This is a genomic window from Ectopseudomonas oleovorans (assembly GCF_003052605.1).
In the GTDB taxonomy this organism is placed as follows: domain Bacteria; phylum Pseudomonadota; class Gammaproteobacteria; order Pseudomonadales; family Pseudomonadaceae; genus Aquipseudomonas; species Aquipseudomonas oleovorans_A.
On the sequence record NZ_QASO01000030.1, the window covers coordinates 1 to 15,092 of the forward strand.

The 15,092-nt window shown below is 62.9% G+C and carries 15 protein-coding genes, 1 tRNA gene and 1 pseudogene; 12 read left to right on the forward strand and 5 right to left on the reverse strand.

Annotation, left to right across the window (positions count from 1 at the left end; all coding sequences use genetic code 11):
• A partial coding sequence (locus tag DBO86_RS04635; protein WP_146173184.1) for a transposase domain-containing protein occupies positions 1-126 on the forward strand: 126 nt, incomplete at its 5' end.
• 59 nt (positions 127-185) lie between these two features.
• Here the strand turns inward: DBO86_RS04635 and DBO86_RS25795 are convergent.
• The 4 genes and pseudogenes from DBO86_RS25795 to DBO86_RS04650 all read right to left on the reverse strand — a co-directional run bounded on the left by DBO86_RS25795 (position 186) and on the right by DBO86_RS04650 (position 1,557).
• Positions 186-791 carry a hypothetical protein gene (locus DBO86_RS25795; protein WP_146173185.1) on the reverse strand — a complete coding sequence of 202 codons (606 nt, stop codon included), beginning with the start codon at positions 789-791 and terminating at the stop codon, positions 186-188.
• 93 nt (positions 792-884) lie between these two features.
• Positions 885-977, reverse strand: a pseudogene (locus DBO86_RS27210) (DUF6538 domain-containing protein); the annotation flags it as partial.
• A 178-nt stretch (positions 978-1,155) separates the two neighbouring features.
• A tRNA-Ser gene (locus DBO86_RS04645) sits at positions 1,156-1,245 on the reverse strand.
• Positions 1,246-1,338: 93 nt separating this feature from the next.
• Positions 1,339-1,557: a hypothetical protein gene (locus DBO86_RS04650; RefSeq protein ID WP_003460096.1), complete on the reverse strand. Its 219-nt coding sequence runs from the start codon at positions 1,555-1,557 to the stop codon at positions 1,339-1,341.
• A gap of 187 nt (positions 1,558-1,744) precedes the next feature.
• Between DBO86_RS04650 and DBO86_RS04655 the strand changes: the two genes are divergently transcribed.
• Positions 1,745-2,434, forward strand: coding sequence for a crotonase/enoyl-CoA hydratase family protein (locus DBO86_RS04655; RefSeq protein WP_003460095.1), 690 nt, complete (start codon positions 1,745-1,747; stop codon positions 2,432-2,434).
• Between the two features lie 119 nt (positions 2,435-2,553).
• Here the strand turns inward: DBO86_RS04655 and DBO86_RS04660 are convergent, their stop codons facing one another.
• Positions 2,554-2,946: a hypothetical protein gene (locus DBO86_RS04660; RefSeq protein WP_003460092.1), complete on the reverse strand. Its 393-nt coding sequence runs from the start codon at positions 2,944-2,946 to the stop codon at positions 2,554-2,556.
• Between the two features lie 155 nt (positions 2,947-3,101).
• Here DBO86_RS04660 and DBO86_RS04665 point away from each other — a divergent pair, with 155 nt between their 5' ends.
• The 10 genes from DBO86_RS04665 (at position 3,102) to nirD (ending at position 15,018) form a co-directional block, all read left to right on the forward strand.
• Positions 3,102-3,416: a hypothetical protein gene (locus DBO86_RS04665; RefSeq protein ID WP_003460090.1), complete on the forward strand. Its 315-nt coding sequence runs from the start codon at positions 3,102-3,104 to the stop codon at positions 3,414-3,416.
• Positions 3,417-3,802: 386 nt separating this feature from the next.
• Positions 3,803-5,086 carry a CmpA/NrtA family ABC transporter substrate-binding protein gene (locus DBO86_RS04670; protein ID WP_108233098.1) on the forward strand — a complete coding sequence of 428 codons (1,284 nt, stop codon included), beginning with the start codon at positions 3,803-3,805 and terminating at the stop codon, positions 5,084-5,086.
• Between the two features lie 12 nt (positions 5,087-5,098).
• Complete coding sequence (ntrB, locus tag DBO86_RS04675; protein ID WP_003460086.1) at positions 5,099-5,950, forward strand: nitrate ABC transporter permease; 852 nt, start codon at positions 5,099-5,101, stop codon at positions 5,948-5,950.
• Between the two features lie 185 nt (positions 5,951-6,135).
• Positions 6,136-6,927 carry an ABC transporter ATP-binding protein gene (locus DBO86_RS04680; protein WP_074858265.1) on the forward strand — a complete coding sequence of 264 codons (792 nt, stop codon included), beginning with the start codon at positions 6,136-6,138 and terminating at the stop codon, positions 6,925-6,927.
• 97 nt (positions 6,928-7,024) lie between these two features.
• The gene (locus DBO86_RS04685) at positions 7,025-7,714 is read left to right on the forward strand and encodes a polysaccharide lyase family 7 protein (RefSeq protein WP_108233099.1); all 690 of its coding nucleotides are present in this window, start codon (positions 7,025-7,027) and stop codon (positions 7,712-7,714) included.
• A 38-nt stretch (positions 7,715-7,752) separates the two neighbouring features.
• Positions 7,753-8,196 carry a thioesterase family protein gene (locus DBO86_RS04690; protein ID WP_104729778.1) on the forward strand — a complete coding sequence of 148 codons (444 nt, stop codon included), beginning with the start codon at positions 7,753-7,755 and terminating at the stop codon, positions 8,194-8,196.
• A gap of 699 nt (positions 8,197-8,895) precedes the next feature.
• Positions 8,896-10,107, forward strand: coding sequence for a nitrate/nitrite transporter (locus DBO86_RS04700; protein ID WP_108233101.1), 1,212 nt, complete (start codon positions 8,896-8,898; stop codon positions 10,105-10,107).
• A 116-nt stretch (positions 10,108-10,223) separates the two neighbouring features.
• Positions 10,224-11,891: a bifunctional protein-serine/threonine kinase/phosphatase gene (locus DBO86_RS04705; protein ID WP_108233102.1), complete on the forward strand. Its 1,668-nt coding sequence runs from the start codon at positions 10,224-10,226 to the stop codon at positions 11,889-11,891.
• Between the two features lie 356 nt (positions 11,892-12,247).
• Positions 12,248-14,704 carry a nitrite reductase large subunit NirB gene (gene nirB, locus DBO86_RS04710; RefSeq protein WP_003460075.1) on the forward strand — a complete coding sequence of 819 codons (2,457 nt, stop codon included), beginning with the start codon at positions 12,248-12,250 and terminating at the stop codon, positions 14,702-14,704.
• The gene (nirD, locus tag DBO86_RS04715; RefSeq protein ID WP_003460074.1) at positions 14,701-15,018 is read left to right on the forward strand and encodes a nitrite reductase small subunit NirD; all 318 of its coding nucleotides are present in this window, start codon (positions 14,701-14,703) and stop codon (positions 15,016-15,018) included. The genes nirB and nirD overlap by 4 nt, the downstream gene beginning before the upstream one ends.
• Positions 15,019-15,092 lie beyond the last annotated feature (74 nt).

Consider the following 15,092-nt stretch of genomic DNA (forward strand, 5'->3'; position numbering starts at 1 on the left):
AACGGGCAAGAGCCTTACGCCTGGTTGCGCCACATCCTTGAACGCCTGCCGACCGCCAGTAGCATCGAGGATTACGAAGCGCTGCTGCCGTGGAACTGCTCGCCAGCTTCTGCCTCTGCTTCCTGAAAAAACCCGTCCGCCAGGACGGGGTTTATGGAGCGGTTACTCCGCCTCAGCCTTGGCAATCAATTCCGGAGCAGCCAGCCCGCGAATGCCTCGCCCTTTGTCGGCAGCTTGCTCAGTGCCGTCTTGACCTCCTGGCAAAGCGCACGGGTGATCCGGGGTACATGAAGGTCGCCGTATAGCTCAACGAAGCGCGTGACCGTTGCGCCAAACTCGGAGATGGTCTTGTTGGTGCTGCGGGTATCGCCATCGGTCAGGCGCTTGTCATCCGCCCATTTACGGAAGACTTCTGAAAGCCTGGGGCCGCTCAGCTTGTTCTCTGCAACCTTCTGCTCCACCGCGAGTGACTTCTCAACGAACGGAAGCTCCATGGCTTCTCGCCAGTCACCTGCAAAGCGCGCCAGTGCCATCCTGCAGAGGTCACACCAGCGGCTGTAGAACGCATCCACCAGAGACCTGTAGGCGGGCTCAGAGGCATCAGGAACAGGCAAATGGTGCTCAGCCAGCACCGACTTCATGAACCCTTCTACAGCGTTCTGGCGAGCCTTGTAGCTGCTGCTATCGACAACATCACAGGCAAGCTGGACACCGGTGGCGTCATCGCCATCAAGAGGCTGGATCAGAAAATCGGTGAGATCCTCCGGCTTGCCTTCCCATGACTCAAGCACAGCTTGCGCCCACCTATCGGCGAGCTTGGGGGCATCAGAGGCTAGAACTCGTGGACGGCCAGCGAGTTGCTCTCTGGCTGGGAAGAAGATGTCCTCACAACGGATCAGCTCCGATGCGAAACGAGGACGGGCAGTGGCGAAGTCTCGGGTTCTGAGTGAGACCTTCCATTCGCGCTTACCGATGATCTGTCAGATGTCTTCGGGGACTTCACGGCAGAGGTAAAAAATCCCCGAACGAGGATGCTTCCACGGCTTGGTCATGACGTGCATCTGTACCACCCTTCTGTACCTATGGGATCAGAAAGGCGTCTAGCTGAAACAAAAAACCCCTGATTCTCTAAGAAAATCAAGGGCTTATTGAAAGTGGCGGTGAAGAAGAGATTCGAACTCTTGATACGGTTTCCCGTATACACACTTTCCAGGCGTGCTCCTTCAACCACTCGGACACTTCACCGGATCTCGACGTTTTAGCGTTTACCCCGTCGAGGCGCGATAATGTAGTCGAATGTTTTCCCGATGGCAAATTTTTTTTAAAGGATTCATGCGCTTAAGAGCGAAGCGGGTTTTCCTCGCGCTTCTCGCAGGGCTGCTCGTCGAAGCGAATGTGGCCGAACAGCAGAAAACCCAGGGACATGAGCAGACCCAAGCCGAATAGCAGCAGCACGCCGGATGGGCTGCGCAGGTAGAGGGTTTCGCTGAGCACGACCGATGCCAGCAGCAGGCCGGTCACAGTGACCATATAAAGGATGGAGTAGAGAGTGTTCATGGGGCAGCTCCTTCGGTTCGCTGCTCACCTTAAAGGCCTGGCTTTGCGTTCGACCAATTGCCATCCGGCATCGCCGCGATAGGCAAAAACACTGACCAGCCAGTCAGCCGCGGCGCTTTACCAGAGCGCTTCGGCTGAGTACCTTCTGCCAACATTCGCCCCCAAGGCTCCAACAAGGAAAACCGCCATGAGCGACCTGATCAGCTATCAACTCGAAGACGGCATCGCCACCCTCACCCTGAGCAATGGTAAGGTCAATGCCATCTCGCCTGACGTGATCGCTGCGTTCAATGCCGCCCTCGACCGCGCCGAGCAGGATCGCGCCATCGTCGTCATCACTGGCCAGCCGGGGATTCTTTCCGGCGGCTATGACCTGAAGGTGATGACATCCGGCCCGCAGAATGCAATCAACCTGGTGGCTGCTGGCTCCACGCTTGCGCGACGCATGCTCGCCCACCCCTACCCGATCATCGTCGCCTGCCCGGGTCATGCCGTGGCCAAGGGTGCTTTCATCCTGCTGTCGGCCGATTACCGTATCGGTGTGGAAGGTCCGTTCAATATCGGCCTGAATGAAGTACAGATCGGCATGACCATGCACCACGTCGGTATCGAGCTGGCCCGTGATCGTCTGCGCAAGTCGGCGTTCCACCGTTCGGTGATCAATGGCGAGATGTTCGACCCGGCTGGCGCGGTAGAGGCCGGCTTCCTGGACAAGGTGGTGCCGGCCGAACAATTGCTGGCTACCACTCAGGCGGTTGCGCAGCAGATGAAGAAGATCAACATGACCGCGCACAAGAACACCAAGCTGAAGGTGCGCAAGGCGCTGCTGGAAACACTCGATGCCGCTATCGAGATGGACAAGCAACACCTGCTGTAAGCATTCGGTAACCCATAAATGAAAAGCGCCGCTTCCGTTGAGGTCGCGGCGCTTTTTCTTTGCGCGTCTCGCCAATTAACCCGCCGGCGAATGTCGGTGCGCGCGGCGCACCCTACGGGTCAGCCGGAATAATCCAGGGCCGTCCAGGCTCGGCTCAGGCCTTGCGCGAGCACGCAGCCGGGCTTGCTCAGTTGCTCGTTGAAGGCGGCCGGCAACAGCGTGGTTTCCCCCTCTGCTGCGCCATGGCGTTCGGTCAGCCACTGCAACTTGCCGCAGTTGGGCGTTTCAATCACGTAACTGGCGGCAATGTTGGAGTGATGGCTGGGCAGTCGAATCACGTCGAGCACTATGCCCGTCTCCTCGACGCGCTGGCCATCGGAGACCAGCACGGCCCAGGCCTGTTCGCCCTCGATCACCAGATAGGCACCGTTGGCCTGTGGCCGATCAATCTGCGGTTGCGCGCAGCCGCTCAGCAGGGCCAATAGCACAATCGTCATCAGCATCTGTTGCATTGCCAATACCCCCCTCGCAAGGCGCCCACCTTCAGGTGGTGGACGGGTTGTTGTCGCCTAAGTGAGGCCAATATCACTCAATACTGTTTATTTGTACAGTATTTTTCGATTAGGCTATATCGCAGGTAAATGATCGATTGCACAGGAGCGCCATCATGCTGGACGTACTGCAGCTAAAACACCGAGTGAACCGCATGCCGCTGGAGCGGGTACACGAGATGGTCGAGGATCTGCAGCTCGAGGGCATCGTCACCGAGAGCCGCACCCCTTTCAATCGTCAGCACTTCAACACCTGCTTCGCCGAGATCGAGGCGCTGCTGCAGCGCGCCGGCTACCATCGGCAACTGGATGTGGTCGGCTATCAGGGGCTGGCCTATGCGCTGTTCGATCCAGCTCGCTGGGAAGCCGTCGAAGTGCTGCGCTGGCTGCGCGACTTCGTCGAGGAGGCGCGCGTTCAACCGGCATCCTGAGCCTACGATACGAACCAAAAAGGCTCAGCGGCGCCCACTCATGCACGGCATTGGCTCAGAAGCATGTGGGGTGAGCCAAGCCTGCGCTCGCTCCACACACTTCAAAATCCTCTCAGAATTCAGCTGCAACTTATTGATCCTAAACAGCTAGCCTCTGGAAAGCCGGCATCCGGCCCCTACCTGCCAGGTGCCACATGCCGCTACTCGGCCGCTGTGCACGAAAGCTGGCAAGCCCCTTGCTAAGTCCCTGTCAACCATCCTGCGTAGCACGCCAACGGCGGCGGGCCGAGGATCACGGACAACGGCGTCCGTCAGGTCACCTTCCTCTCATCGAGGCGGCCTGGCGTACGCCGTTTTTGTTTATGCGCCTGACAAGGATTAGACTCATGACCGATCGTGATTCGAACAAGCCCCTGGCCACCAGCCGCCGCAATTTCCTCAAGCAATCCATCGCTCTGGCCGGCGCCGTAAGCGGCATCGCCGCACTCGGCCTGTCGGCGCCAGCTTCGCTACGCAGCGCAGCCTGGGCGGCCGGCTCCGATGCGCCGGAGAAAGCCGCGCTGAACGTCGGCTTCATCCCCCTGACTGACTGCGCTTCAGTAGTGGTCGCCGCCACCCAGGGTTTTGGCGAGAAATACGGCCTGACCATCAACCCGAGCAAGGAGGCCTCCTGGGCCGGCGTGCGCGACAAGCTCAACACCGGCGAACTGGATGCTGCCCATGTGCTCTACGGCATGATGTACGGCGCCCAGCTCGGCCTGGCCGGGCCGCAGCGGGACATGGCAGTGCTGATGGGGCTGAACCAGAATGGCCAGGCCATCACCCTCTCCAAGCAACTGCGTGAGGCCGGTGTGACCAACGGCGCGCAACTGGCCGAACACGTGAAAAAAGGCGGTAATCCGCTGACCTTCGCCCAAACATTCCCCACCGGTACCCACGCCATGTGGCTGTATTACTGGCTGGCCAGTGTCGGCATCAACCCCATGAGCGATGTGAAGACCATCGTCGTGCCGCCGCCGCAGATGGTCGCCAATATGCGCGTCGGCAATATGGACGGTTTCTGCGTCGGCGAGCCCTGGGGCGCGCGGGCGATCTTCGATAAGATCGGCTTCACCGCCACCACCACCCAGCAGATCTGGCCGGACCACCCGGAGAAGGTGCTCGGCACCACCCGCGCCTTTATCGAGCAGTATCCCAACGCAGCGCGCGCACTGATCATGGCGATTCTCGATGCCAGCCGCTTTATCGAGGCCAGCGAGGAGAACCGCAAGAGCACCGCCAAACTGATTTCCGGCAAGGCCTACGTCAACGCGCCGGTGCAGGTGATCGAGCCGCGCTTTCTCGCCCAGTACGAGGACGGCCTCGGCAACAGCTGGAAGGACGAACACGCCATGGCCTTCTGCAAGGACGGCAGCGTCAACTTTCCCTATCACTCCGACGGCATGTGGTTCCTCACCCAGTTCAAGCGCTGGGGCCTGCTCAAGGAGGCGCCGGATTACGCCGCCGTGGCCGCCCAGGTCAACCAGACCGTGCTCTACGCCGAGGCGGCCGGCGCCCTCAAGCTGGCCGTGCCGAGCAGCCCGCTGCGCAGCAGCACATTGATCGACGGTGTGGTCTGGGACGGCAGCAATCCAGCCGCCTACGCCGACTCCTTTACCATCAAAGCCTGATCGGAGGTCGATATGAATGCGCCCCTGAAAACGCCTCTGCCGGACAGCGTCAAACCGCGCTTTTCGCCCACGGCCCTGCTACCGAGTGTCGAAACCCTGGGCAACCTGTGCAAGACCAGCATCGCGCCGCTCCTCGGCATTCTCGCCTTTATCGGCTTCTGGTCGTTGCTGGCGCAGTACAGCGAGGGCCTGCCCGGCCCCTTGAGCACCTGGCAAGCCGCGCTGGTGCTGTTCGCTGATCCTTTCTACGACAACGGCCCCAACGACATGGGGATTGGCTGGAACATCCTCAACTCGCTCGGCCGCGTCGGCGTCGGCTTCGGCCTGGCGGCGCTGGTGGGCATTCCCCTGGGGTTCGCCATCGGCCGCTTCGCCTTCCTCGCCGGCATGCTCGCGCCGATCATCAGCTTGCTGCGCCCGGTCTCGCCGCTGGCCTGGCTGCCTATTGGCCTGCTGGTGTTCGAGGCGGCCGGCCCGGCGTCGATCTGGGTGATCTTCATCAGCTCGATCTGGCCGATCATCCTCAACACCGCCGCCGGCGTGGCCAGCGTGCCGCAGGACTACCTGAACGTGGCCCGCGTGCTGAAGCTGTCGGAGTTCAAGGTGCTGACGCGCATCCTGTTTCCCGCCGTGCTGCCGCACCTGATGACCGGCATCCGCCTGGCCATCGGCGTGGCCTGGCTGGTGATCGTCGCCGCGGAGATGCTCACCGGCGGCATCGGCCTGGGCTTCTGGGTGTGGGACGAATGGAACAACCTCAACGTCGAGCACATTCTCATCGCCATCATCATCGTCGGCCTGGTTGGCCTGGCGCTGGAGCAGATGCTGCTGTTGATCGCCAAACGCTTTGACTACGCAAGCTGAAGAGGCGCGTTCGGCCAACTCGTAGCCCAATGAGATGCAATCAGGGAACGCGATCTCCGTTTCCCCGAATTGCATTGGGCTACGCGAGCTTGCAAATCAGTTTAACAGTAGACGCCAAGTATTTGTTTTAAATGAAAGTGTCTCTGATTAAATCCGGGGCACGGCGCCAGAACGGGAGAACTCCGATGGACAAATTCGTGGAGCTGACCGCTGTCAGCAAGCACTTCGACACCAAGAAAGGCCGCTTCCAGGCACTGGCAGACGTCAACCTGAGCATCGCCCGCGGCGAGTTCGTCGCGCTGATCGGCCACTCCGGCTGTGGCAAGTCGACGGTGCTCAACCTGATCGCCGGCCTGCTCGATGCCAACGAGGGCGGCCTGATCTGCAACGGTCGCGAAATCGACGGCCCCGGCCCGGAGCGCGCCGTGGTGTTCCAGAACCACAGCCTGCTGCCGTGGATGACCTGCTTCGGCAATGTGCACCTGGCAGTGGAACGCGTGTTCGGCGAACACGAGAACAAGGAGCAGCTCAAGGCTCGTACCGAACAGGCGCTGAACATGGTTGGCCTGGCGCACGCCATGCACAAGCATCCCAACGAAATTTCCGGGGGCATGAAGCAGCGGGTCGGCATCGCCCGCGCCTTGGCCATGGAGCCCAAGGTGCTGTTGATGGACGAGCCGTTCGGTGCCCTCGACGCCCTGACCCGCGCGCACCTGCAGGACGAGCTGCTGCGTATCGTCGGCGAAACCCAGAGCACGGTGGTGATGGTCACCCATGACGTGGACGAGGCCGTATTGCTGTCCGATCGCATCGTGATGATGACCAACGGCCCGGCCGCCACTGTCGGTGAAATCCTCACCGTCGAGTTGCCTCGTCCGCGTGATCGACTGGCTCTCGCCAACGACCCGCAGTACCACGCCTATCGCACCTCCGTGCTCGAGTTCCTCTACCAGCGTCAGCAGCGGCCTGCCGCCTGAGTACCGGCAACCGCTCTGGCTCAAGGGCTGGAGCGGTTGAACCTCTGGCTCATCGCAGGGACGAACGAATGTCCTCAACTGACAAGCAGAGAATCCCGTGCTCGACCTCAGCACCTGGAATCTGTCGATTCCCACCGAACCGACGCCCATCACCATCACCACCCAGCGCCTGAACAACGGCTACGAGAGCCGTTACTTTCGCCGCAATGCCGACGGCAGCGTGACCTTCTGGGTACCGGTCACCGGTTCGACCACGCCCGATGCCCGCTATCCGCGTAGCGAACTGCGCGAAACCCAGCACGACGGCACACTCGATAACTGGCTGCATGCCAGTTCGGACAGCTATCTCAGTGCCGTGCTGCAGGTCGACCAGGTGCCCAGCCGCAACAAGGTGGTGATCGGTCAGATCCACAGCACTGACGCGTCAGGCAGCCAGAACGACCCGTTGCTCAAGCTGCAATATCACTATCGACGAGGTGTTGGCCGGGTGGAGGCACTGCTGCGCGCCCGCCCAGGCGACAGCGAGGTGCAGAACATCCTGCTGGCCGAGAACATCCAGCTTGGCGAGCGCTTCGGCTACGACCTGCGGGTTACGCCCAGCGGACGCATCGGTATCAGCGTGGCCAGCGCGGATGGCGACGACGGCTCGCTCTACCGCCAGTTGAGCATCAGTTGGAGCAAGCAATACCTGTATTTCAAGGCCGGCGCCTACATTCAGGACAATTACGGGCCAGACACCGAAGGCGGCCGCGTCACCTTCCATCACCTCAACAGCCTGCATCGCTGAGGTTACAATCGCCGCCCCCCCTCGACCAAGGCTCGACCATGGCACGCCTGACCCTCGATTTTCCCGAAGACCAGTACTGCTACAGCACTCACCTGACCGTACGCGTCACCGACATCAACGGCGCCAACCACTTGGGCAACGACTCGATGATCTCGATGATTTCCGAGGCGCGTGCGCGTTTCCTCTTCGAGTTCGGCATTCGCGAAACCGACGGCAAAGGCACCAGTATCATTGTCACCGACCTGGCCACCACTTACCGCGCAGAGGCTCATGCACGCGACCAGTTACTGTTCGAGGTCGGGGTGATGGACTTCAACCGCTATGGCGGCGATATCACCTTCCGCATCACCCGTCCGGCCGATGGTGCGCTGGTGGCCATGGCCAAGTCCGGCTTCGTGTTCTTCGATTATCTGCAGTCGAAGGTGGTGCCGATGCCGGAATCCTTCAGCGCCAAGTTCCCCAAGGTCAATCGGCTCGACTGACTCAGCGATACCAATGCTTCAGGGCTACGGGCGAACAGGCGTCTGCAAACTTGCACAGTTATTGCTGCTAATAACGTGACACATTGTCATTCGTCTGCTACGCCTAGGTCAGAACAGAAAAAAGGGGGGATCGAGGATGACCGACACCTACCGCCGTGCCCGTCAGGCGGGGCTGCTCAGCAATCTGCTGGCACTCGCCCTGCTGACCGCGCCGCTACCCACTCACGCAACCAGCGTTGCCCAACTTTCCAGCGTCCAGTCTCAAGCCACTCTCAGTACGCAGCGATCGCCCCATTCGGGGGCATAGACGGCGCAAACGCCTCGTTTTACGGCAGTACTGCGCGTATTGAAGGTGCGTAGCGCCTGATCCCAGGGCCTCTGCTCGGTTGGCTCGGCTCTTGCTTATTCCCTCGCACCAGGTAGCCAACGGCGGCCACCTCCCTCACGACAAAGACGTCGCCTCACCTCGCCTTCATGGCCTGTGGTGAAGCGGCGTTTTTTTTCGTGTTCGCCCCAGTGACCGGGGCCGGCGCAGGCATCGCGATCCGAGCCTGCACCGCAATCGCGCAAACCTGCTGTGGCTTCGGCCGCAGGGCTCTGCACCACAAGTGCACGGCCTTCCCGGCAGACGCGGCCGCCGTGTCCACGACCACGGTTCGCCGCGCCTGGCCGGGCTCCTTCTCGCTGATGAGGTGATCGATGAATACAAGTTTCTGGAAAGCCGGCCACGCCCCCACCCTGTTTGCTGCCTTCCTCTATTTCGACCTGAGCTTCATGGTCTGGTACCTGCTCGGCCCACTGGCGGTGCAGATCGCTACCGACCTCGACCTCAACGCCCAGCAACGCGGCCTGATGGTGGCCACGCCGATTCTCGCCGGCGCCGTGCTGCGTCTGCTGATGGGCTTTCTCGCCGACCGCCTGTCGCCAAAGACCGCCGGCCTGCTCGGCCAGGTGGTGGTGATAGTCGCGCTGTTTTGCGCCTGGCAGATCGGCATCGGCAGCTACGAGCAGGCGCTGCTGCTCGGCCTGTTCCTCGGCTTCGCCGGCGCGGCGTTCGCCGTGGCCCTGCCGCTGGCCTCGCAGTGGTACCCGCCGGAGCACCAGGGCAAGGCCATGGGCATCGCCGGCGCCGGTAACTCCGGCACCGTGCTGGCGGCGTTGTTCGCCCCCGGCCTGGCCGCGCTGTCCGGCTGGCAGAACGTGTTCGGCTGGGCGCTGATCCCGCTGCTGGCGACCCTGGTGATCTTCGCCCTGGTGGCCAAGAATGCGCCGGAACGACCCAAGCCCAAGGCCTTCGGCGACTACCTCAAGGCCCTCGGCGATCGCGACAGCTGGTGGTTCATGTTCTTCTACAGCGTCACCTTCGGCGGCTTCATCGGCCTGGCCAGCGCCCTGCCCGGCTACTTCAGCGACCAGTACGGGCTGAACCCGGTGACCGCCGGCTACTACACCGCCGCCTGCGTCTGCGCCGGCAGCCTGCTGCGCCCGCTGGGCGGCGCTCTGGCCGACCGCATCGGCGGCATTCGCACGCTGCTGATGATGTACACCATCGCCTCGCTGTGCATTGCCGTGGTGGGTTTCAACCTGCCCAGCGCGACCGCTGCCCTGGCCTTTTTCGTCGCCGCCATGCTCGGCCTTGGTGCTGGCAATGGCGCGGTGTTCCAGCTGGTACCGCAGCGTTTTCGCAGGGAAATCGGCGTGATGACCGGGTTGATCGGCATGGCCGGCGGCATCGGTGGTTTCTTCCTCGCTGCAGGCCTGGGCACCATCAAGCAGCACACCGGTGACTACCAGCTGGGCCTCTGGCTGTTCGCCAGCCTCGGCGTGCTGGCCTGGGTCGGCCTGCATGGGGTCAAGCAGCGCTGGCGCACCACCTGGGGTAGCGCCGCGGTGACCGCCGCACGGGTGTGAGCGAGCCCTCAACGACCGGCCACACTGCGTAGGGTGCGCCGCGTGCACCAGCGATTTGCGTCGAGCCTGGTACGCACGGCGCACCCTACGGTCCAAAGATCTACGGAAACCGCATCATGGCCCTGCAACTGAGCATCGGCGAAACCAGCGCCATCGGCCCGCGCAGCGAGAACCAGGACGCGCTGCGTGTGGTTACCCCGGCGCCGGCCCTGGCCGCCAGCAAGGGCTACCTGCTCGGTCTGGCCGATGGCGTCAGCCAGTGCGCCGACGGCGGCCTGGCCGCACGCGCGACCCTGCAGGCGCTGGCACTGGATTACTACTCCACCCCGGAAACCTGGCCGGTGCAGCACAGTCTGGACCGCCTGCTCATTGCGCATAACCGCTGGCTACAGGCCAACGGCGGCGGCCAGCCGCTGCTGACCACTCTCACCGCCCTGGTGCTGCGCGGGCGGCGCTACACCCTGGCGCACATCGGCGACAGCCGCGCCTACCTGTGGCGCAACGGCCAGTTGCTGCGCCTGACCGAGGACCATGTGTGGGAACAGCCGGGCATGCAGCACGTGCTCAAGCGCGCCATGGGTCTGGATCAACACCTGGCGGTGGACTACCGCGACGGCGAGCTGCAGGCCGGCGACCGTTTCCTGCTGGTCAGCGACGGCGTCTGGGCGTGCCTTAACGACAAGCGCATCGGCGAGTTGCTGCAACGAGACGATGACGCCGAAGCGATCTGCCAGGCACTGGTCGACGAGGCGCATCACGCCGGCAGCCAGGACAACGCCAGCGCCCTGCTGGTGCACGTCGAGCAGCTCCCAGAAGCCGCGCTGGCCGACACCCTGGCCCAGCTCGAACATTGGCCTCTGCCGCCGCGCCTGCGTGAAGGCCAGGAGTTCGAAGGCTTGCAGGTCGAAGGCCTGCTCGGCGAATCGCGCCAGTCGCTGATCTACCGGGTGCGCGACGCGGACCACCAGCCCTGGCTGCTCAAGACCCTGCCGCCCAGCCGCGCCGGCGAGGAGCAGGCCGGCCCGGCGCTGCTGCAGGAGGAATGGTTCCTGCGCCGCGTCGCCGGTCGTCACTTTCCCGAGCTGCATGCCCTACCGCAGCGCCAGCATCTGTATTACGTGCAGCGCGAATATGCCGGCCAGACCCTGGCCGCGCGCCTGCAGCAGCATGGCCCACTGAGCCTGGCCGACTGGCAGGACCTGGCGCCGCGCCTGATCAAGGCACTCGGCCTGTTGCACAGGCGCAATATCATCCACCGCGACATCAAGCCCGAGAATCTGCTGCTCGGCGACGACGGCGAACTGCGCGTGCTCGACTTCGGCCTGGCCTACTGCCCGGGCCTGACCCGCGACGAGGCCCACAGCCTGCCCGGCACGCCCAGCTATATTGCCCCCGAAGCCTTTGCCGGCAGCCCGCCCAGTGCGCAGCAGGACCTCTACGCCGCGGGCGTGACGCTCTATCACCTGCTTACCGGACACTATCCATATGGCGAAGTCGAAGCCTTCCAGCACCCGCGCTTCGGCCAACCGACACCGGCCAGCCGCTACCGCCCGGACTTGCCTGCCTGGCTCGATGAGGTCTTGAACCGCGCGGTAGCCGCCGCCCCAGCGCAGCGCTTCGAGACCGCCGAGGAGTGGCTGCTGGCACTGGAAAGTGGCGAGCGCCAGTCCCTGAACAACCACCCACGACCGCTGCTGGAGCGCGAGCCACTGCTGGTGTGGCGCAGCGTGGCGCTGGTGTCGCTGCTGCTCAACCTGCTGCTGGCGTTCCTCCTGCTCAAATAGCCCATCCCGCACTAAAGCAGCGCAAAGCGCCTCTCAACGGTGCACAAACCCACTCACCAGCTTCACCCAAGTGACTGAAAAGCCTGAAAAACCGTGATTTGATCGAGTTGGCACAAGGGCTGCATTCACAACTACCACAAACCACATAAAGTGCGACCTTCAACGACGAAGGCTGCACTTCCCGATAGAACGGGACCTGGACAAAGGCGTCCTCGCTAGGTGACTAGCGGGACGCCTTTTTTGTTTTTTATGGCCTGCCATCCCTGGCGGCCACTCTTCGAGCCGTCGCGGAGCGACGTTAAAAATTGCTCCCGACAATTTTTTCGACCGTGATTTTTCTTCAGGAGATGGCCGGCATGCAAAAACTCAAGCTGGTGATGATCGGCAACGGCATGGCGGGTGTACGCACCCTCGAGGAGCTGCTCAAGCTCGCCCCCGATCTCTACGACATCACCGTGTTCGGCGCCGAGCCGCACCCCAACTACAACCGCATCCTGCTCTCGCCGGTGCTGGCTGGCGAACAGACCTTCGAGGAGATCGTGCTCAACGATCTCAACTGGTACGCGGAAAACGACATCAAGCTGCTGCTGGGGCGCAAGGTGGTCAAGATCGACCGCAAGAAGCGCCTGGTGATCGCCGACGATGGCAGCGAGGCCGAGTACGACCGCCTGCTTATCGCCACCGGCTCCAACCCCTTCATCCTGCCGATTCCGGGCAAGGACCTGCAGGGCGTGATCGGCTATCGCGACATTGCCGACACCCAGATGATGATGGACACCGCCAAGACTCATAAGCACGCGGTGGTCATCGGCGGCGGCCTGCTCGGCCTGGAAGCGGCCAACGGCCTCAAGCTGCGCGGCATGGACGTCACCGTGGTGCATATCGGCGACTGGCTACTGGAGCGCCAGCTCGATAGCACCGCAGGCCGTTTGCTGCAGAAATCCCTGGAAGACCGCGGCCTGAAGTTCCTCCTGCCCAAGCACACCGCTGAACTGCTGGACAACGGCGAAGGCCGCGTCTGCGCGGTGAAATTCAAGGACGGCGAAGTGATTCCCGCCGACCTGGTGGTGATGGCCGCCGGCATCCGCCCCAACAGCGAACTGGCCGAGAGCGCCGGCATCGCCTGCAACCGCGGCATCCTGGTCAACGACACCATGCAGACCTATGACCCGCGCATCTATGCCATCGGCGAGTGCGCCAGTCACCGCGGCATCGCCTATGGTCTGGTGGCGCCGCTGTTCGAGCAGGCCAAGGTCTGCGCCAATCACCTGGCCCAGCTCGGTTTCTCCCGCTATCAGGGCTCGGTGACCTCGACCAAACTCAAGGTCACCGGTATCGACCTGTTCTCCGCCGGCGAATTTATGGGCGGCGAGGGAACGGAAACGATAACGCTGTCGGACCCCATCGGCGGCGTGTACAAGAAGCTGGTGATCAAGGACGACGTGCTGGTCGGCGCCTGCCTGTACGGCGACACCGCCGACGGCGGCTGGTACTTCCGCCAGATCCGTGAGAATCACAACGTCAGCGAGATCCGCGACCACCTGATGTTTGGTGAAGGTGCCATCGGCGACGTCGGCCATCAGGGCGCCGACAAGACCGCCAACATGCCCGACAGCATGGAAATCTGCGGCTGCAACGGCGTGTGCAAGGGCACCATCGTCAAGGCCATCCAGGAAAATGGCCTGTTCTCGGTCGACGAGGTCAAGAAGCACACCAAGGCCGCCAGTTCCTGCGGCTCCTGCGCCGGCCTGGTCGAGCAGATCCTGATCAGCACCGTCGGCGGCGCCGCCGACGTCAAGCCCAAGAGCGAGAAGGCCATCTGCGGCTGCAGCGACCTCAACCACGGGCAGATTCGCAAGGCCATCCGCGAGCAGCACCTGACGTCGATGGCGCAGACCATGGCCTTTCTCAACTGGAGCACGCCCAACGGCTGCGCCACCTGCCGCCCGGCGCTCAACTACTACCTGATCTCCACCTGGCCGGGCGAGGCCAAGGACGACCCGCAGTCGCGCCTGATCAACGAACGCGCCCACGCCAATATCCAGAAGGACGGGACGTATTCCGTTGTTCCGCGTATGTGGGGCGGCGTGACCAATCCCTCCGAGCTGCGCCGCATCGCCGATGTGGCCGACAAGTACAACGTGCCCATGGTCAAGGTCACCGGCGGCCAACGCATCGACCTCCTGGGCATCAAGAAAGACGACCTGCCAGCGGTGTGGAAGGATCTGGACATGCCTTCCGGCCACGCCTACGGCAAGTCCATCCGCACGGTGAAGACCTGCGTCGGCAGCGAGTTCTGCCGCTTCGGCACGCAGAACTCCACTCAGCTGGGCATCGACCTGGAGCACGACCTGTTCAACATGTGGTCGCCGCACAAGGTCAAGCTGGCGGTCTCCGGGTGCCCGCGCAACTGCTCCGAGGCCGGCATCAAGGACGTCGGCATCATCGGTGTGGATTCCGGTTTCGAGATGTATATCGGCGGCAACGGCGGGATCAAGACCGAGGTGGCCGAGTTCTTCGTCAAGGTCAAGACCGCCGAGGAAGTGCGCGAGTACAACGCCGCCTTCCTCCAGCTGTACCGCGAGGAGGCCTTCTACCTCGAGCGCACCGTGCACTACCTGCAGCGCGTCGGCATGGAGCACATCAAGAAGGCGGTGCTGGAAGACGAAGCCAATCGCAAGGCCCTGGCCGCACGCCTGCACTACGCCCTGTCGTTCGAGCAGGACCCGTGGAAGGAACGCATCGAGACGCCGCAACTGAAGAAAGAGTTCGACACCATCAAGGTCGTGCAAATCGAGGAGGCCACCGTATGAACTGGCTGGATATCTGCGCCCTGGAAGAGATCAACGTACTCGGCTCGCGCATCATCGCCGGGCCGAAAGGCGATATCGCCATCTTCCGCACCAGTAACGATGAAGTATTCGCCCTCGACGACCGCTGCCCGCACAAGGGCGGGCCGCTGTCCCAGGGGCTGATCTACGGCAAGCGCGTGGCCTGCCCGCTGCATAACTGGCAGATCGAGCTGGAGTCCGGCGAGGCCGTGGCGCCGGACGTGGGCTGCGCCCATCGGCACCATGCCAAGGTGGAGAGCGGCCGCGTGTTGCTGGCATTCGCGCAACGCAACTAGCCAGCCCTGTGGGAGGCGCTTCAGCGGCGACGGTCGCGGCTGAAGCCCCTCCCACCAGAACTTCCCCGCGCCTC